This is a genomic window from Ruegeria sp. BHSC223 (genome assembly GCF_059613025.1).
On sequence record NZ_JBXWRR010000006.1, the window covers coordinates 203,473 to 221,426 of the forward strand.

The following is a 17,954-nucleotide window of genomic DNA, read 5'->3' on the forward strand; positions in this document are numbered from 1 at the left end:
GGATCATGCCATGACCCATTTTGACACGCTTGAAACACGCTCGGACGACCAACGCACCGCCGATCTGGCGCGCGACCTGCCCGAGCAGATCGCACGCGCCAAATCCGCTCATGGATTTGCGCGGCTGCTGGCCGATGTCGACCCGGCCGCAATCACGGATTTGCAGGCTCTGGCGGCGTTGCCGGTGCTGCGCAAGTCGGAGTTGAGCCGGGCGCAGAGCGAGCACCCCCCATTTGGCGGTTTCACCGTCAAGCCGGCGCACGGGTTTGCCCATGTGTTCCAGTCACCCGGACCGATCTATGAACCGGGCGGCACCGATCATGACTGGTGGCGGATGGGCCGTTTCCTGCATGCCGCGGGTATCGGGCAGGGCGATATCGTGCAGAACTGCTTTGGCTATCACCTGACACCCGCTGGCATGATCTTTGAAAACGGCGCTCGGGCGGTCGGTGCGGCCGTGCTTCCCGCCGGTACAGGCCAGACCGAATTGCAGGTGACCGCCGCGCGCGATATCGGCTGCACCGCCTATGCCGGTACGCCCGATTACCTCAAGGTCATTCTCGACAAGGCCGAGGAGATGGGTGTTACGCTCAGCTTTACCAGGGCGGCAGTAGGGGGCGGGGCGCTGTTCCCTTCGCTGCGCAAGGAATATGCTGATCGTGGCATCTCGTGCCTGCAATGTTATGCCACCGCCGATCTGGGTAATATCGCCTATGAAAGCGCGGCGATGGAGGGGATGATCGTCGATGAACACGTCATCGTCGAGATCGTCACCCCTGGAACCGGTACGCCGGTGGCGTCGGGCGAAGTAGGCGAGGTGGTTGTGACCTCCCTCAACCCCGACTATCCGCTCATCCGCTTTGCCACCGGTGACATGTCCGCCGTCCTGCCGGGTCATTCGCCCTGCGGACGCACCAATATGCGGATCAAGGGCTGGATGGGACGTGCCGACCAGACCACCAAGATCAAGGGCATGTTCGTGCGTCCTGAACAGGTGGCGGCTCTGGTCGACAAACACGCCGAGATCGTCAAGGCGCGGGTGATCGCCACCCGCGTGGGCGAGATGGATGCCATGACGGTGCAGATCGAAAGCAGCGGCGGCGATGATGCGGCCTATGCCCGATCGGTTGCCGAAGTGCTCAAGCTCAAGGGCGCGATCGAGGTCGTGGCTCCGGGCAGCCTGCCCAAGGACGGTCTGGTGATCGAGGATCAGCGTCGCTACGACTGATCCCGCCTGACAGAGACAGATGGCCCCGCGCAGAGGAATCCGCGTGGGGCCGCGTCGTTTTGCGCCCTGCCCGCAGGGGCGAGGAGAGAGGGAATATCCCCTCAGGCACTGGTATTTCCGACTAATCTGGTCGATTAAGGAGCGGTAGAACCGCAATACCCGCCAGGACCCGCGATGGCCGAAACCCGATATGCCGCCCATGGCTCCCGCCGCCGTCTGTCTTCGGGCACCCGCCTGCTGGGCGGACTGGCCTATGCCATTGCCACGGCTTGCCTGTTGCCCATGGTGGCGGTGGCGCTGGCGGCGTTGACCGGCGGCACCGAAACGCTGAGCCATCTGCTCGAGACCGTGTTGCCGGGTTATGCGGCGACAACCTTGCTGCTGGTCGCGCTGGTGGCCGCCGGGACCTTTGCCGTGGGCGTGGGGGCGGCCTGGCTGGTGACGATGACGCGGTTTCCCGGCGTGCGGTTGCTGGAAATCGCGCTGGTGCTGCCGCTGGCCTTTCCCGCCTATGTGCTGGCTTATGCCTATACCTTTGTGCTGGACCATCCGGGAGTGGTGCAGACGACCCTGCGTCAGGTGACGGGCTGGGGACCGCGCGACTACTGGTTCCCCGAGATCCGCTCGACCGAAGGCGCGGCGGTGATGCTGATCCTGGTGCTTTACCCTTATGTCTACCTGCTGGCGCGGGCGGCCTTCCTGCAACAAAGCGCAAGTGCCTTTCTGGCGGCGCGGGCGCTGGGAACCGGGCCATGGGTGGCCTTCTGGCGGGTGTCGCTGCCGATGGCGCGGCCCGCGATCGCGGGCGGGGTGCTGCTGGCGGTGATGGAGACCATCGCCGATTTCGGCACGGTGGCCTATTTCGGGGTACAGACCTTTGCCACCGGCATCTATACCAGCTGGTTCTCGATGGCCGACCGGGCGGCGGCGGCGCAGCTGGCGCTGTGTCTGCTGGGATTTGCCCTGCTGCTGGCAGTGGCCGAGCGCACCCAGCGTGGCAAGGCGCGCTATTACCAGTCCGGGCGCCGGCACGCGGCGCTGCCAGCGGGCGAGCTGACGGGATGGCGCGCGCTGGGCGCCTTTACCTTATGTGCGGTGCCGGTGGTTCTGGGCTTTGTCCTGCCGGTGGTGATCCTGGTGCAGATGGGATTGGAATCGGAGCAGAACCTGCTGTCGCGCCGTTATGTAGGATTCATTCGCAACTCGCTGACGCTGGCGGGTACGGCGGCTGTGGTGACGGTGACGGCAGCGATCTGCGTCGGCTTCTTCCAGCGGCTCAGGCCGGGTCGGCGGTCCGATGGGGCCGCCTATCTGGCGCGGCTGGGATATGCGGTGCCGGGGGGGGTAATCGCGGTCGGGCTGATCGTGCCCTTTGCCGCCTTTGACAACGCGCTGGATGCATGGATGCGAGCCCAGTTCGGCCTGTCCACCGGGCTGTTGATCACCGGGTCTATCTGGCTGTTGATCGCTGCCTATATGGTGCGATTCCTGGCAGCGGCGCTTGGCGCCTATGAGGGCGGGCAGAGCATGGTGCATGCCAATATGGATGCCGCCGCCCGGTCGCTGGGACAGGGGCCGCTGGGTACGCTCCGCCGTATCCACCTGCCGATCCTGACGCCATCTTTGCTGACGGCGCTGCTGATCGTTTTCGTTGATGTGATGAAAGAGCTGCCCGCGACGCTGATCATGCGCCCCTTCAACTTTGACACTTTGGCGGTGCAGGCCTATCGCCTGGCCAGCGACGAGCGGCTGGAGGGCGCGGCGGTGCCGTCGCTGGTGATCCTGGCGATGGGGTTGTTGCCGGTGATCCTGATCTGCCGTCAGGTCGGGCGGGGCAAGTAAGCGGTCCTGACCCACAGGCACGAAAAAAGGCGCGGGCGAGGGTCCCGCGCCTTTGTCTTCTGGGTGGGTTGGCTTACTTCCAGCCGACCTCGTTGAAGATCTTCTGCGCCATCGGAATGTTGGCGGCCACCTCGGACAGGTTCACGTCGTCTGCCTTGAACTCTCCCAGCGCGGCCACGTTCTCGGCCAGGTCCACTCCGGCGACGGCGGGGTATTCATCATTGCCGTTGGAAAAATAGACCTGCGCCTGATCGCTGGCGAGGTATTCCAGGAACTTGACCGCATTGTCGCGGTTGGGTGCATGCGCTGCCACGCCGCCGCCGGACAGGTTCATATGCGCGCCTTCGGCGTCCTGCGAGGGGAAGGCGATGCCGATCTTGTCGATCTCGGCGCTCAGCCCCTTGACGTCGCTGCGCAGGGCGCGGGCAAAGTAGTAGGAGTTGGAAACCGCGATGCCGCATTCGCCCGAAACGATCCCACGCAGCTGGTCGGTATCGCCGCCCTGCGGTTCGCGTGCCATGTTGGCGACCACGCCCTGAGCCCAGTCGCGCGCGACATCTTCGCCGTGATGGGTGATGATCGAGGCCAGCAGGGTCTGGTTATAGGTGTTGGTGGAAGAGCGGATGCAGACCTGCCCCTTGTAGGCGGGATCGGCCAGATCGAGATAGGTGGCAGGCGGGGTGCTGACGCTGGCCTTGTCAAAGAAGTAGAGCCGCGCGCGCTGCGAGAAACCGAACCACTGGTTGTCGTTGTCCTGCAGGTTGGCGGGAATACGGTCTTCGAGCACCGCGCTGTCGATGGCTTGCAGCAGACCGGCCTCCTTGGCACGGGCCAGGCGCGAGGTGTCGACGGTCAGCAGAATATCGGCGGGCGAATTGGCGCCCTCGGCCTGCATGCGGGCGATCAGCTCATCGGCCTTGCCTTCGATCCGGTTGATGCGGATTCCGGTGGCGTCTTCGAAATCGGAATAGAGCCGCTCGTCTGTGTCATAGTGGCGCGACGAGTAGAGGTTCAGCTCACCCTCGGCGATGGCCGAAGTGGCGAACAGGGCAAGCGCGATGGCGGTGGTGGTCTTGAACATGGGGGTCTCTCGCGATTCAGTTAATCTGACTGAAATAGTCAATTACCAAATTTCACCAAGGGCGCAAGGTAAAACCGATTATTTCAGTCGGGTAATTCTGCCGCGGTCACCTTCGGTATTGTTCATCTGCCAGGCTGCCAGCAACCGGTGGCGCGTGCGCCGCTTCCAGGATCATCGGCAGGATGTAAACCACGTGGCAGGGCGTGTGCAGCGGCACAGGGACCGTGATCCTACTGGGCCAGCAGCGCGCGCAATTGTACATCGTCGTCAGCAGGGCGCCGTGGCGTGCCAGCCTGTCGATGTCGGGTGTACGGATCTCGGACCCGGTACAACCCAGATCGGCGAACCCCAGGTCGTCGGCGAGAATGAAAATGATGTTGAGCTTGCGGAACATGGTGGCCTCCTCCTGGGTGACTGGAGGCTATCGTGCCCGGCCCGTTGCGGGAAATTGGAAAACGTTTGCCCGCAAAAACAAAACCGCGCCCAGAGGCGCGGCTTTCATTGCATCTCGGGTGTCTTTCGACAGTTCAACCCTGGCGGGCTTTGAACTTGCGCTGCGTCTTGTTGATCACATAGACGCGGCCTTTGCGACGCACGACGCGGCAGTCCCGGTGGCGGGACTTGAGCGAGCGGAGCGAGTTCCTGACCTTCATGGTCGTCTCCAATTCCTGCGGCGCGGGCCAGCGCCTGGGTTACGCGGGTCCCCTGTGTGAACAGAGGCGTGAAATCATGGTGGGCGGTACAAGGTTCGAACTTGTGACCCCTACGATGTCAACGTAGTGCTCTACCACTGAGCTAACCGCCCATGATTGCCGTCGCGCGCCTGCCCCAGAACGTAATGGGGCGCGGTAGCCCGCGCCGGTAAGCGGGGTCTATAAAAGGAGTCGGCGGGGGGATCAAGGGCTTTTGATCGAACTATTTTCCGGTCTATGATTTTGTTGATCCCGGAGGCCGCATGACCAATACCGCTTATCATCTGACCCTGCCCGCCGCACGTACCTCCAGCTTGGTTTTTGCCTCGCCTCATAGCGGCGCGCGCTATGATCCGCCGTTTCTGGCGCAGACGGTGCTGGATGACCATTCGATTCGCTCTTCCGAGGATGCCTTTGTCGATCAGCTGTTCGACTGCGCCCCCGAGTTCGGAGCCCCGCTTTTGCGGGCGGCGGCGCCGCGCGCCTATCTCGACCTCAACCGCGGCTGCGACGAGTTGGACCCGGCCCTGATCGAAGGGGTGCGCAAGGGAGGGCATAATCCGCGTGTTGCCTCTGGGCTTGGGGTGATCCCTCGCGTCGTGGCGGGCGGTCGGGCCATCTATCGGGGGAAATTGAGCCGGGCCGAGGCAGAGCAGCGCCTGCAGGCGATCTGGTACCCTTATCACGCCCAGCTCCAGCGCCTTTTGAACGAGGCGCATGCGGCCTATGGTCAAGCCATTCTGATCGACTGCCACTCGATGCCCCGCGAGGCGGTGGAAGGCAGCGCTCGCGCCGCCGCGCGTCGGCCCGACGTCGTGTTGGGTGACCGGTTTGGCGCCTCTGCCGCGCCCGAGATCGTGGAGCGGGTTGAGGCGGCCTTTGCCGGGGCTGGTCTGCATGTGGTGCGCAACACGCCTTTTGCTGGCGCCTATGTGACTCAGGCCTATGGGCGCCCGTCGCGGCGCCAGCACGCCATACAGATCGAGATCGACCGCGGGCTCTATATGCACGAAACGACCATTCGCCCCAACGCGAATTTCGACGCGATGCGGAAGCTGTTGCGTGAAGTGGTTTTGGAAATCGCGTCTATTGGACAACAGCGCCTGCCGCTAGCGGCGGAATAGCGGCGGATCGCGGGCTAGCCGAGAGAGGTTAGGTCCGTCACATCCGGTTTGGCGCCTGCCGCTGTCAACATCGCGTGAACCTGGCCACGATGATGGGTCTGGTGATTGAACAATTGCACCGCGCAAAGCGCTCTGGAGGTGGTGACGCGTGTCGCCCCATCGGCCTGATACCAGACGACTGTGCCGCTCAGTTCCGCATCCTTCAGGTCTGCGGCCCAGCGTTCGATTTGCCGGTCACGCTTCCGGCGGAGCAACCTGTAGTCCTGCCAGTCAGCCGGATTCGTCAGCGAGTGCGTGATCGTGTCCTGCGGGCGCTCGTTCCCCATCAGCCGGGCCAGGATCAGAGCATCCGCCCAGTACAGGTGATTGAGTGTTGCGGCGATTGAGCCGAAGAATGCACCGCGATCCTGCCAGCGCGCTGCGTCCGTCAGTGCCTCGGCGGCACGGATCAGGGATCGGTTCTGCCAGCTGTTGTAGCGGGCCATAAGACGACAGAACTCGCCTGTAATCATTCTTTTCCTCGCATTGATATCTGGTGAAGAAGGGGGCGGGGTGGCGCGCTCAGCGCATTCCACGACCCTTGAGGATCGCATCCGCGCCAAAGCGTTTGCGGATGGCGTCGGTGGCGCGCTCGGCGCGGGCGCGCTGTGCTGCCTGCGGGTCGAGCAGATCGCCCGACACATCCGCCTCGGCCTCGGGGCACAGATGCGACAGCCCGCAGCCCAGCAGCCGATAAGGACCCTGATCGCCCAACTGGTCAAACAGGGCGCGCGCGGTGCGATAGATGCGGTCGGCCATCTGGGTCGGGTCGCGCAGCGATTGCTGCCGCGACAGGATCCGATGATTGGCACGTTTCAGCTTCAAAGTCACGACCCGGCCCGCCAGTCCGCGTGCCTTGGCCCGGTCGGCTACCTTCTCTGCCATTCGCCAGATATGGCCGTCCAGCACGTCCAGATCGGCGGTGTCCTCGAAAAACGTGGTCTCGTTGCTGATCGACTTGATCGGGTCATGTGCAGACACGCGACGGCGATCCTCGCCGCGTGCCAGATGCCACAACCGCTGTCCCATGGAACCGAAGCGGGCGATCAGCGCCTCCTGCTCCCATCGAAGCAGGTCGGTGAAGGTGCGGATGCCCGCGCGCTCCAACTGCTCCTGCGCCGCCGGACCGATCCCCCAGATCAGGCGCACCGGCTTGTCGCGCAGGAAATCGGCCGTCTCGGCCCGTCCGATCACCGAGAATCCCCGCGGCTTTTCGAGATCCGAGGCCACCTTGGCCAGAAACTTGTTATGGCTCAGCCCGATCGAGCCGGTCACGCCCAACTCGTCCTTCATCCGCTTGACCAGCCGCGCCAGCATCACCGCCGGCGGATGCCCGTGCAGCCGCTGAGTGCCCGAGAGGTCCATGAAGGCCTCGTCGAGCGACAGCGGCTCGATCACCGGGGTCAACTCGTCCATCAGAGCGCGGATCTGCTTTGACACCTCGGCATAGACCGACATGCGCGGTTTGATCACCACAGCGTCAGGGCAGAGCTTCAACGCGTGGAACATTGGCATCGCCGATCGTACGCCGCGGATGCGCGCCACATAACAGGCGGTTGAGACGACCCCGCGCTTGCCGCCGCCGATGATCACCGGCTTGTCGGCCAAGTCCGGATTGTCACGTTTTTCGACGCTGGCATAGAAGGCGTCACAATCCATATGGGCAATGGTCAGGCTGTCCAGTTCCGGATGCCGCAGCACCCGTGGGCTGCCACAAGACGGGCAGCGCCGGGCATTTCCGGTGCGCGAGAAACAATCGCGGCAGAGACCCGAGGCCGCATTCATTGAGCTAATCCGGTTGAGGTCAGGCGGTAGGACATTCATATCTAGCCTGAACTCACTGGGGATGAAAAGGTGGTAGGAACAGGAGAACAATTCGTCGGGGCCAAGCTAGCTCTGTTCTTGGGGGAGCAACTCTTGGTAATCCGCCGTGACGATCGCCCGGATATTCCCTGGCCTGACTATTGGGACCTGCCGGGCGGGGGGCGCGAGGGGGATGAAACACCGCTCGACTGTGCGTTGCGCGAAACCCACGAGGAGGTTGGACTTGTCGTGCCGGTTGAGCAGGTGGGCTGGAACGTGAGCTATTCGCGCCCGGGTGGTCGAATGTGGTTCTTTGCGGCCCATCTTTCGATGGAATACGTGAAGAGAATCCGCTTCGGCAACGAAGGGCAGGGTTGGCGATTGATGGCGCCGGCCGAATATATCCATCATGCACGCGCGGTGCCGCATTTCGCCGATCATCTCCGGCTCTATCTGGACAGTGACGATTATGGGCGCGCCCGACACTCTGGCAAGCGCTGAACGAACGCTCGGCCGTTCTGGAAGGAAAGACCCCCCGCGCCAAAGGCGGGGGGAGGTAACGAACCTCAGGAAGAGATGGTTCGTTGGGGAGTGTCTCGGGTTTAGAATCGCTCAAAAACGGTTGCCGGGGTAGGCCGGATATCCAGACCCGGGAAACTCGCTTTTTTGATGTGTTTTTACGGGCACAGCGGCAAAATGGCGCGGATTTCACCAAAGGAACTGATATCAGGTCGTTTTTTTACCCTACGTAAGGTGACGTTGGGTCGGATTCCCGCCTTGCGGCTGGGCGCGGCGAGAATTTTGAGACCGGAAGAGCCAGCCTGTGTCAGGCCCGGTTTGGTGCCATCGCTTGCGGAGAGGTCATTTCGGCAAGGATCGACAGTGCCGCCGCGCGCGGATCCGGAGCCCGGACAACGGGCCGCCCCACCACGATATGATCAACCCCGTCAGCAATGGCGTTAGCCGGTGTCGCAACGCGTTTCTGGTCCCCCAGATCGGCACCCGCCGGACGGATGCCGGGGGTCACGATCAGCCGCCCGGCGGCCTCGGGCAGAGCCCGGATCGCGGCTGCCTCTTGAGGGCTGGCAATGACGCCATCGGCCCCGGCTTCGAAGGCGCGGGCAGCGCGTTCCAGCACCAGCTCCTGCACATCGCCGGGTTTGATCAGCGACGCATCAAGATCGTCGCGGTTTAGCGAGGTCAGAACGGTGACGGCCAGGATCTTGAGGTCCTTGCCGGCAGCACCTTCCTTTGCGGCACGCACTACATGCGGGTCGCCATGCACGGTCAGAAAATCCAGATCGAACTGAGCTAGGCCCCGAACGGCGGCCTCGACCGTGTTGCCGATGTCAAAGAGTTTCATGTCCAGGAAGATGCGCTTGCCATGTTCCTGCTTCAGCTCGTTGGCCAGAGCGAGACCGCCGCCGGTGAGCATCCCCAGCCCGATCTTGTAGAAGGAAACCGTGCTACCCAATCGTTCGGCCAGTTCCAGTCCGGCCAGCGCATTGGGCACGTCAAGGGCGACGATCAGACGATCGTCGGCAAGCTTCTTGTCTGTCATGTGGGGATCCTCCGGCTCGGGTCGCTCGTTCATACTGAAGCGGCCTCGTCGAGGCAAGCGGTGAGGGAGAGAGGCCTGCTGAGGAGGAGATCGGACTTAGAGTTTGCGACAGGGCGACATAATCAGGCCACGGCCGGTAGCACTTGATCATCCAGGTACAATTGGTCCTTTCCGGAGCGGAATTCGGGCATCCGGCGCAGTTGGCGCATCGCGTCTCCGACAAAGGCCTGAGTGCGAGCAAGCGGGCTGATCTCTTCGGGCAGTTCGAGCGAACAGAACAACGTTACCATTCTGTCTGCCAATGTCATGCAGACGCTTGCAGAATGGCGCGCGGTGCTTGGGCAAACGTGGTATTGCGAAATCTCGACATTGGTGATCTGCATTGGGGCCTCCCTGATCTCGCTAAAGAAACACGAAAATATTGCGAAATAAGGGCGGAAACAGGGGAAAATGCGGTCAATTCGATCAATTCGAGTAAACCCTTCGCGACCCCCTTGAAGATATTTTGGCATTCCCCAGATTGAATGCGAGGCCCAGACCGATGCGTGCCGCCTGGCGGGCGCAGACACCCTTGGGCGCTTGGAAAAGGAGAGAAAGATGGACTTGTCGAAGTTCACCGAGCGGGCACGTGGATTCGTGCAGGCGGCGCAGACGATTGCCCTGCGCGAAGGGCACCAGCGTTTGGCGCCAGAACACCTTCTCAAGGCATTGATGGATGACGATCAGGGGCTGGCGAGCAACCTGATCACCCGCGCCGGCGGCGCGCCGTCGCGCGTGGTCGAGGCGCTGGATGTGGCGCTGTCCAAGATCCCCAAGGTCAGCGGCGACGCGGCCCAGGTCTATCTCGACGGTCAGACCGCCAAGGTGCTGGACGAGGCCGAGAAGATCGCCAAGAAGGCAGGCGACAGATTCGTGCCGGTCGAGCGGGTGCTGATGGCGCTTTGCATGGTCAAATCCAAGGCCAAGGAGGCGCTGGATGCCGGTTCCGTGACCGCGCAGAAGCTCAACGAGGCGATCAACGATATCCGCAAGGGCCGCACCGCCGACACGGCGAGCGCGGAAGAGGGCTATGACGCGCTCAAGAAATACGCGCGCGACCTGACCGAGGCTGCAGCCGAGGGCAAGATCGACCCGATCATCGGGCGCGACGAGGAAATCCGCCGCTCGATGCAGGTGCTCAGCCGCCGGACCAAGAACAACCCCGTCCTGATCGGCGAGCCGGGCGTCGGCAAGACCGCCATCGCCGAGGGCCTCGCGCTGCGTATCGTCAATGGCGATGTGCCTGAAAGCCTGCGCGACAAGAAGCTCTTGGCGCTCGACATGGGCGCGCTGATCGCAGGCGCGAAATACCGTGGCGAGTTCGAGGAACGGCTGAAGGCGGTTCTGACCGAGGTCACCGAGGCCGCGGGTGAAATCATCCTGTTCATCGACGAGATGCACACGCTGGTCGGCGCCGGTAAATCCGACGGCGCGATGGATGCGGCCAACCTGATCAAACCGGCGCTGGCGCGCGGTGAATTGCACTGCATCGGTGCCACCACGCTGGATGAATACCGCAAATACGTGGAGAAAGACGCGGCCCTGGCCCGCCGGTTCCAGCCGGTGATGGTCGAAGAGCCGACCGTCGAGGACACGATCAGCATCCTGCGCGGCATCAAGGAGAAGTACGCGCTGCACCACGGCGTCGATATTTCTGACTCGGCCCTGGTGGCTGCGGCGACGCTGTCGCATCGTTACATCACCGACCGGTTCCTGCCAGACAAGGCCATCGACCTGATGGACGAGGCGGCCAGCCGTCTGCGGATGGAGGTCGACAGCAAGCCCGAGGCACTGGACCAACTGGACCGTCAGATCCTGCAATTGCAGATCGAGGAAGAGGCGCTGAAGAAAGAGAACGACGCCGCCTCGCAGGACCGGCTTGCCACGTTGCAAAAGGATCTTGCCGATTTGCAGGAGAAATCCGCCGAGATGACAGCGCAGTGGCAGGCATCTCGGGACAAGATGAACGCGGCGCAATCCGTCAAGGAACAGCTCGAACGCTCCCGTGCCGAACTGGAGATCGCCAAGCGCGAAGGAAACCTGGCCCGTGCCGGTGAGCTTAGCTATGGCATCATTCCAGCTCTGGAGAAGCAGCTGGCCGAGTCCGAGAACCGCGAAGGATCGGACCTGATGGCCGAGGAAACCGTCCGCCCCGAACAGATCGCGGCGGTGGTCGAACGCTGGACCGGCATTCCGACCTCGAAGATGCTCGAAGGCGAACGCGAGAAGCTGCTGCGGATGGAAGACGAGCTGCATCGGCGTGTCATCGGCCAGGATACCGCGGTCAAGGCGGTGGCCAATGCCGTGCGCCGGGCGCGTGCGGGTCTGAATGACGAGAACCGCCCACTGGGCTCGTTCCTGTTCCTCGGGCCCACCGGTGTGGGCAAGACCGAGCTGACCAAGGCGGTGGCCGAGTATCTGTTTGACGACGACAATGCGATGGTGCGCATCGACATGTCCGAGTTCATGGAGAAACACGCGGTCGCCCGCCTGATCGGCGCGCCTCCGGGCTATGTCGGCTATGACGAGGGCGGGGTGCTGACCGAGGCGGTCCGCCGCCGGCCCTATCAGGTGGTCTTGTTCGACGAGGTCGAAAAGGCACACCCGGATGTGTTCAACGTGCTCTTGCAGGTACTGGATGATGGCGTGCTGACCGATGGTCAGGGCCGCACCGTCGACTTCAAGCAGACACTGATCGTGTTGACCTCGAACCTCGGCTCCCAGGCCTTGAGTCAACTGCCCGAAGGCGCCGACAGCGCCCAGGCGCGGCGTGACGTGATGGATGCGGTGCGGGCGCATTTCCGGCCCGAGTTCCTGAACCGGTTGGACGAAACGATCATCTTTGACCGGCTCAAGCGCGCCGACATGGACGGGATCGTGTCGATCCAGATGGGTCGCCTGGCCAAGCGTCTGGCGCAGCGCAAGATCGTGCTGGAACTGGACTACGCGGCGCGCAAGTGGCTGGCAGATGCGGGATATGACCCGGTTTATGGCGCCCGCCCGCTGAAACGGGTGATCCAGCGCGACCTGCAGAACCCGCTGGCCGAAAAGCTGCTGGCCGGTGAGGTCAAGGATGGCGAAACCATCCCCATTACCGCTGGCGAGGAAGGGTTGATCATCGGCGACCGCGTGGTCAGCTCGAACCGGCCCCGCCCGGATGATGCCGTCGTGCATTGAGCCGCCGCGCGAACTAAACCAGAGGCCCGCCAGAAATGGTGGGCCTTTTCCTGTTTGAAACAACCCATTTGGAATCGGCAGGGCGCAAGCGACAAGTTCGTGAACGGGGGCATTTGCCCGGAGCGCGGTTCTTTCCTAAGCTTACGTCACAAGTGCGGACCCTACGCCAAGGAGGTCGCCATGTGCTTTTCGGCTGCGGCCAGTTTTGTTGCCGGTGCCGCCCTGATCGCGGGTGGCGCGGTCGCGCTTCGCAGGACAGGAAGTCTTGGGCTGCGGTTTCTGGGTTTCGCGGTCTTTCCCTTGTTTTTTGGTGTACAGCAACTTTCCGAGGGAGCGCTGTGGCTGACAATGAGTGGTCCTGACCCGGTCCCTTCAGGGGGCGCGGCGCTGGTTTTCCTGTTCTTTGCCTACTGGTTCTGGCCATTCTGGGTGCCGCTGTCCTCGGCCTTGGTCGAGCCTGACCCTTTTCGACGCCGGGTCTTTTGGGGACTGGCCGCCTTTGGTTTCAGTCTGGGCGCGACGCTTTTCCTGCCGGTGCTGGCCCGGCCTGAAACGCTCGAAATCTATCTCGTGAAGCACTCGATCCAGTATGAGAACCCGAGCATGTTTCCGGGCGAGACCGCCAAGATCGTGGCTCGGCTGGTCTATGCGGTGGTCATCTGCCTGCCGCTGGTGGGCTCATCCCATCCCCGGATACGGGTCTTCGGGGGGCTGATCCTGGCATCGGTCGTGGTGGGCTTTGTCTTTGCCGCCTATGCCTTTACCTCGATCTGGTGTTTCCTCGCGGCGATCATCTCGGGATACATAGTCTATATGGTGATTGCCATCGGGCGCGAGGATGCGCTGGTTGACCCGTCACGGGGCAACCTGTCCTGAGGCTCAGCCGCTGGAGGTGCGCTCGTCGCAGGTTTTCTTGGCCTGACTGACGGACAATGTGTTGCCGATGATCCCGACGTCGTTGGTCAGGGAAGAGGCGGGGCCCTGAGGCGGCGGGGTGAAGCCGAATGTGACGGCCTGCGCGCCGGGTTGGGCGGTGCTGGGGGACGGGCCTTTCCATACATAGAGCCGCTGATTGCCGGGCTTTCTCATCTGGTTCAGCGCATGATCCCCGGCCCCGCACCAATAAATCGAATTCTCCGAGAAATCGGCGACGACCTCAATCAAGCCGCCGGGCAGCTGATAGGCGACCGAGCGGGATTCGTTTCCCGCCAGCGCGGCCGCTCCGGTCACACTGGCGAGGAGGGTTGCAACAATACAGGCCGGGCGTTTGGTCATGGCGAACTCCTGTCTGATGACAAGAATACGCGTGAACGCCCGGACTGGATCAGAAACCACCGCTTGGCTCGGAGGGCGACGGTAAACCCGGCTGAGGTCTACTCTCCGATCGCCTCGCGCGCGATCTCGTCCAGAAGGGTCTGAACCTCCTGCATCGGTCCCTCTGGGAACTGTCGGAATCCGATGGTGACCTCGTCCGAGCCTGGCTGCTTGGCGACGAAGATGCCATAGGGGCAGAATACGATGTTCATCGGATCAGCCTCCATCACCTTGCGCGACAGCGCCGCCGAGCAGAACGAGAATACCTCGGCATCCTCGAACAGAACCACGTCCGAGCCGACATCGGCCCGCGTCCGTTCCAGCATGTCACCCACATGGCTGACGCTGTCGATCACCAGCCCGCGCCCGACAATCGCGCTTTCCAGGCCAAAGGTGACGTCCTCGAAATTGTCGGTGGTGGTATAGGTCACTGCATCCTGAGCGGATGCCGCCCCAGCGGTCAGCGCGATCACCGCGCCCAGTAACATCTGTTTCATTGCTCTCTCCCATAATAGCCGTGCGGGTTGCACCGTGAACGGTTCGCCTCCAATCTGAATCGGAAAGAGTTCCGCCGCTTTGCGTCACATCAAGATATAGGAGTTTTCGCATGGGTTTCGCCTATAACGCAATCGAGGTGATGGCCTTTGTCTTTGTCAGCGTCATTGGCCTGATGATGCTGACTGCCGTTGTCCTGTTCTTTGTCGACCGGTTCCAGACCGGCGATGCGATCAGGCGGAACTATCCCGTCATCGGACGGTTCCGGAACATCTTTACCGAGTTGGGAGAGTTCTTTCGGCAGTATTTCTTTGCCATGGACCGCGAGGAGATGCCGTTCAACCGGGCGCAGCGGAACTGGGTCTATAATGCCAGCGAGAACAAGGGGAACACGGTCGCCTTCGGCTCGACCCGCAACCTGAACATCCCCGGTACACCGATTTTCATGAACGCGCCGTTTCCGCCGCTGGACAACCAGTTCGGCGCGACCGAGCCGCTGGTGATTGGCCCGACCTGTCGCCAGCCCTATTCGGCGCCGTCGATCTTCAACATTTCGGGCATGTCCTATGGTGCGATTTCGAAACCGGCGGTTCTGGCGCTGTCCAAGGGGGCCAAGGCGGCGGGCGTCTGGATGAACACGGGCGAGGGCGGGTTGTCGCCCTATCATCTGGAGGGGGGCGCCGACATCGTTTTCCAGATCGGCACCGCCAAGTTCGGGGTGCGCGATGCCGAAGGCAATCTGAGCGACGACAAGCTGCGCGAGGTGGCGGCGCATCCACAGGTCAAGATGTTCGAGATCAAGCTGAGCCAGGGCGCCAAGCCGGGCAAGGGCGGCATCCTGCCCGCGGCCAAGATCGACGCCGAGATCTCGCAGATCCGCGGTGTACCGATGGGGATGGACGCGATCTCGCCCAACCGTCACCGCGAGGTTGACGATTTCGACGGGCTGCTCGATCTCATCGCCCATGTGCGCGAGGTGACCGGCAAGCCGGTGGGGATCAAGACCTGCATGGGCTCGGCCGATCCCTGGTTCGATTTCTTCCGCCGGATCAGAGAGCGCGCGGATGACAGCGCGCCCGACTTCATCACCGTCGATGGTGGCGAAGGAGGCACCGGCGCCGCGCCCATGCCTCTCATTGATCTCGTCGGCCTGCCGTTGCGCGAGGCGCTGATCCGGATGGTCGATCTGCGCGATCTGTCCGGGCTGCACGACCGGATCCGGATCGTGGCCAGTGGCAAGCTGGTGGCGCCCGGCGATGTGGCCTGGGCAATCTGCCTGGGTGCAGATTTCATCACCTCGGCGCGCGGCTTCATGTTTTCTCTGGGATGTATCCAGGCGCTGAAATGCAACAAGAACACCTGTCCCACCGGCATCACCACCCATATCCCCTCGCTGCAAAAGGGGCTGGTGGTGCATGAAAAGGAAAAGCGCGTTGCCGCCTATGCGCGTTCGGTCATCAAGGAGGTGGAGACCATCGCGCATTCGGTTGGTGTCCCCGAACCGCGACTGATGCGGCGGCGGCATGTGCGGATTGTCTGCGACGACGGCACCTCGGTTCAGATGGACGATCTTTATCCGTCTGTGAACAGCGCCGCCGAAGGCCTGGAACGTGCCCGTGGCAACCGGCAGTTCGAAGACGGGTTACGGCGTCTGGGCGTGGTCTGAAGAGACAATTGTTTCAGCACGGCAACGCAGCTGTGATGCGAGTTGCGTTGGACGGTGCCCTGCGACGGGATACATTTCCGGGACATGGCATAGACGGAGATCCCGATGGCCCATCGCTGGAGCAACGACCTGACCCCCGCCGACGTGACCCCGCGCGGGGCATGGATGAATCGCAGGCAACTGATGGCGGGCATGACTGGCGCGGGGCTGGTGGCCCTGGCTGGCGGTGCGCGGGCCGAGACGCTGGAGCCTAACACTTGGGAAGAGATCACCAGTTATAACAATTTCTACGAATTTGGCACCGGCAAGGACGACCCGGCGGCCTATGCCCATCTGCTCAAGACCGAGCCTTGGTCGGTCAAGATCGACGGGATGGTCGACCGGCCCGGCGACTATGACTTTCAGGACATCCTGTCCGAGATGACAATCGAAGAACGGATCTATCGGTTCCGTTGTGTCGAGGCCTGGTCCATGGTGATCCCCTGGAACGGGTTCGAACTGGCCGATCTGCTGGCCATGGCGGGTGTGCAAGAGGGGGCGAAATATGTCGCTTTCGAAACGCTCTACCGGTCCGAGGAAATGCCCGGAACCCGCTATCCGGTGCTGGAATGGCCCTATCGCGAGGGGTTGAGGCTGGACGAGGCGATGCACCCGCTGACACTGATGGCCACCGGCCTCTATGGCAAACCGCTGCCCAATCAGAACGGCGCACCGCTGCGTTTGGTCGTGCCGTGGAAATACGGTTTCAAGTCGATCAAGTCGATCGTGCGGATCACGCTGACGGACAAGGAGCCGCCGACAAGCTGGAACATGGCGATCCCGAACGAATACGGGTTCTACAGCAATGTGAACCCCGAGGTGAATCACCCGCGCTGGAGCCAGGCCAGCGAGCGGCGCATCGGCGGCGGCCTGTTTGCCAAGCGACAGCCCACCCTGATGTTCAACGGCTATGATAAAGAGGTGGCCGACCTTTACGAGGGGATGGATCTGGAGAAATACTTCTGACCCATGGAGCGGATGAATGCATCTCTGCGCCGGATTCCGGTCTGGCTGATCTATATGCTGGGCGCGCTGCCGCCGCTTGTCTGGCTGTGGATGGGCGCGACTGGTCAACTGGGCGTCGATCCGGCCAAGGCACTCGAGCACAAACTCGGGGAACTGGCGCTGCAAGCGATGATCCTGGGGTTGGCGGTGACACCGATGAAAAGGCTGCTCGGGCTGAACCTGATGAAGTTCCGCCGCGCCATCGGAGTGCTGGCTTTCTACTATGTCAGCTGCCACCTGCTGGTCTGGCTGGTGCTGGACGTGCAGATTCCGGCTCAGATCTGGGCGGATATCCTGAAACGTCCGTATATCACCATCGGCATGGCGGGGTTTGTCCTGCTGTTGCCGCTGGCGGTCACCTCGAACAATTGGTCGGTCCGGCGCTTGGGGCGGACATGGCGGCTGTTGCACCGGCTGGTCTATGCGGCGGTTTTGCTTGGCGCTGTCCATTTTTTGATGCTGGTCAAGGGGTTCCAGATCGAACCGCTGATCTATCTGGGTTTGGTTCTCATCCTGTTTGCTGTTCGATTGCCGGTCGCGCGGCGCAGGCTGGCGTTCTGAAGTGAGCACCTCGGTCTCGCGTCGCGCGCGCCGAAGGGGTCAAAGCAGGGACCGTTTGTTCGCCGGCATATTAGTTGGGGATGTAAAAGGTGCTCGGCTTGGGAAGGAAAACTGCCTGAAACCCGCGGTCGTTTCCGCTAAGTAATTGAAAAATATAACGGTCCCATCTCTGCAGAGATTTTTTTCTATTTTTGTATTTTTGTGCTTGCGACTCTTTTTGGTTGGGCCTAGAACCCCCTTCACCGGCGGCGCTGAGGTGCTGCGGACGGGTCGGAGAGACGGCCGGAC

At 62.4% G+C, this 17,954-nt stretch carries 19 protein-coding genes and 1 tRNA gene; 9 read left to right on the forward strand and 11 right to left on the reverse strand.

Going from position 1 to position 17,954, the window contains the following annotated elements:
- Positions 1-10: 10 nt before the first annotated feature.
- Complete coding sequence (locus AC2FNY_RS12365) at positions 11-1,228, forward strand: phenylacetate--CoA ligase family protein (protein ID WP_496802629.1); 1,218 nt, start codon at positions 11-13, stop codon at positions 1,226-1,228.
- A gap of 174 nt (positions 1,229-1,402) precedes the next feature.
- Positions 1,403-3,070 carry an ABC transporter permease gene (locus AC2FNY_RS12370; RefSeq protein ID WP_496802630.1) on the forward strand — a complete coding sequence of 556 codons (1,668 nt, stop codon included), beginning with the start codon at positions 1,403-1,405 and terminating at the stop codon, positions 3,068-3,070.
- A 73-nt stretch (positions 3,071-3,143) separates the two neighbouring features.
- Here AC2FNY_RS12370 and AC2FNY_RS12375 read toward each other — a convergent pair whose 3' ends face one another.
- The 4 genes from AC2FNY_RS12375 to AC2FNY_RS12390 form a co-directional block, all read right to left on the reverse strand.
- Complete coding sequence (locus AC2FNY_RS12375) at positions 3,144-4,151, reverse strand: Fe(3+) ABC transporter substrate-binding protein (RefSeq protein ID WP_496802631.1); 1,008 nt, start codon at positions 4,149-4,151, stop codon at positions 3,144-3,146.
- A 106-nt stretch (positions 4,152-4,257) separates the two neighbouring features.
- Complete coding sequence (locus AC2FNY_RS12380) at positions 4,258-4,545, reverse strand: sulfatase-like hydrolase/transferase (RefSeq protein WP_496802632.1); 288 nt, start codon at positions 4,543-4,545, stop codon at positions 4,258-4,260.
- Positions 4,546-4,678: 133 nt separating this feature from the next.
- A complete protein-coding gene (ykgO, locus tag AC2FNY_RS12385) occupies positions 4,679-4,804 on the reverse strand; it encodes a type B 50S ribosomal protein L36 (protein WP_011048967.1) in 126 nt (41 codons plus the stop codon).
- 77 nt (positions 4,805-4,881) lie between these two features.
- Positions 4,882-4,956, reverse strand: a tRNA-Val gene (locus AC2FNY_RS12390).
- Positions 4,957-5,106: 150 nt separating this feature from the next.
- Between AC2FNY_RS12390 and AC2FNY_RS12395 the strand changes: the two genes are divergently transcribed.
- Positions 5,107-5,967, forward strand: coding sequence for an N-formylglutamate amidohydrolase (locus tag AC2FNY_RS12395; RefSeq protein WP_496802633.1), 861 nt, complete (start codon positions 5,107-5,109; stop codon positions 5,965-5,967).
- A gap of 14 nt (positions 5,968-5,981) precedes the next feature.
- Here AC2FNY_RS12395 and AC2FNY_RS12400 read toward each other — a convergent pair whose 3' ends face one another.
- Both AC2FNY_RS12400 and AC2FNY_RS12405 read right to left on the reverse strand, forming a co-directional pair.
- Entirely contained in the window at positions 5,982-6,479 is a 498-nt protein-coding gene (locus AC2FNY_RS12400; protein ID WP_496802634.1) for a DinB family protein, read from the reverse strand.
- Between the two features lie 49 nt (positions 6,480-6,528).
- Positions 6,529-7,791, reverse strand: a complete 1,263-nt coding sequence (locus AC2FNY_RS12405; protein ID WP_496802635.1) for a DNA polymerase IV — start codon at positions 7,789-7,791, stop codon at positions 6,529-6,531.
- Between the two features lie 69 nt (positions 7,792-7,860).
- Between AC2FNY_RS12405 and AC2FNY_RS12410 the strand changes: the two genes are divergently transcribed.
- On the forward strand, positions 7,861-8,310 hold the full coding sequence (locus AC2FNY_RS12410; RefSeq protein WP_496802636.1) for an NUDIX hydrolase: 450 nt from the start codon (positions 7,861-7,863) through the stop codon (positions 8,308-8,310).
- A 325-nt stretch (positions 8,311-8,635) separates the two neighbouring features.
- On the opposite strand, the gene pyrF is transcribed toward AC2FNY_RS12410, so the two are convergent.
- A complete protein-coding gene (gene pyrF / locus AC2FNY_RS12415) occupies positions 8,636-9,370 on the reverse strand; it encodes an orotidine-5'-phosphate decarboxylase (protein ID WP_496802637.1) in 735 nt (244 codons plus the stop codon).
- A gap of 122 nt (positions 9,371-9,492) precedes the next feature.
- On the reverse strand, positions 9,493-9,753 hold the full coding sequence (locus AC2FNY_RS12420; RefSeq protein ID WP_234138727.1) for a hypothetical protein: 261 nt from the start codon (positions 9,751-9,753) through the stop codon (positions 9,493-9,495).
- A 214-nt stretch (positions 9,754-9,967) separates the two neighbouring features.
- On the opposite strand from AC2FNY_RS12420, the gene clpB reads away from it, so the two are divergent.
- Both clpB and AC2FNY_RS12430 read left to right on the forward strand, forming a co-directional pair.
- The gene (gene clpB / locus AC2FNY_RS12425; RefSeq protein ID WP_496802638.1) at positions 9,968-12,586 is read left to right on the forward strand and encodes an ATP-dependent chaperone ClpB; all 2,619 of its coding nucleotides are present in this window, start codon (positions 9,968-9,970) and stop codon (positions 12,584-12,586) included.
- A 180-nt stretch (positions 12,587-12,766) separates the two neighbouring features.
- Positions 12,767-13,462, forward strand: coding sequence for a DUF6629 family protein (locus AC2FNY_RS12430; protein WP_496802639.1), 696 nt, complete (start codon positions 12,767-12,769; stop codon positions 13,460-13,462).
- Positions 13,463-13,465: 3 nt separating this feature from the next.
- Here the strand turns inward: AC2FNY_RS12430 and AC2FNY_RS12435 are convergent, their stop codons facing one another.
- A complete protein-coding gene (locus tag AC2FNY_RS12435; protein WP_496802640.1) occupies positions 13,466-13,861 on the reverse strand; it encodes a hypothetical protein in 396 nt (131 codons plus the stop codon).
- A 98-nt stretch (positions 13,862-13,959) separates the two neighbouring features.
- Complete coding sequence (locus tag AC2FNY_RS12440; protein ID WP_496802641.1) at positions 13,960-14,397, reverse strand: DUF302 domain-containing protein; 438 nt, start codon at positions 14,395-14,397, stop codon at positions 13,960-13,962.
- Between the two features lie 110 nt (positions 14,398-14,507).
- Between AC2FNY_RS12440 and AC2FNY_RS12445 the strand changes: the two genes are divergently transcribed.
- The 3 genes from AC2FNY_RS12445 to msrQ all read left to right on the forward strand — a co-directional run bounded on the left by AC2FNY_RS12445 (position 14,508) and on the right by msrQ (position 17,666).
- Positions 14,508-16,061 (forward strand): FMN-binding glutamate synthase family protein, encoded by a 1,554-nt coding sequence (locus AC2FNY_RS12445; protein ID WP_234138732.1) that lies wholly within the window; start codon positions 14,508-14,510, stop codon positions 16,059-16,061.
- Between the two features lie 105 nt (positions 16,062-16,166).
- On the forward strand, positions 16,167-17,066 hold the full coding sequence (msrP, locus tag AC2FNY_RS12450; protein WP_496802642.1) for a protein-methionine-sulfoxide reductase catalytic subunit MsrP: 900 nt from the start codon (positions 16,167-16,169) through the stop codon (positions 17,064-17,066).
- Between the two features lie 3 nt (positions 17,067-17,069).
- The gene (gene msrQ, locus AC2FNY_RS12455; protein ID WP_234167432.1) at positions 17,070-17,666 is read left to right on the forward strand and encodes a protein-methionine-sulfoxide reductase heme-binding subunit MsrQ; all 597 of its coding nucleotides are present in this window, start codon (positions 17,070-17,072) and stop codon (positions 17,664-17,666) included.
- A gap of 70 nt (positions 17,667-17,736) precedes the next feature.
- Here msrQ and AC2FNY_RS12460 read toward each other — a convergent pair.
- Positions 17,737-17,954, reverse strand: a 218-nt coding sequence (locus AC2FNY_RS12460; RefSeq protein ID WP_496802643.1) for a hypothetical protein, incomplete at its 5' end; no start/stop codon positions are given.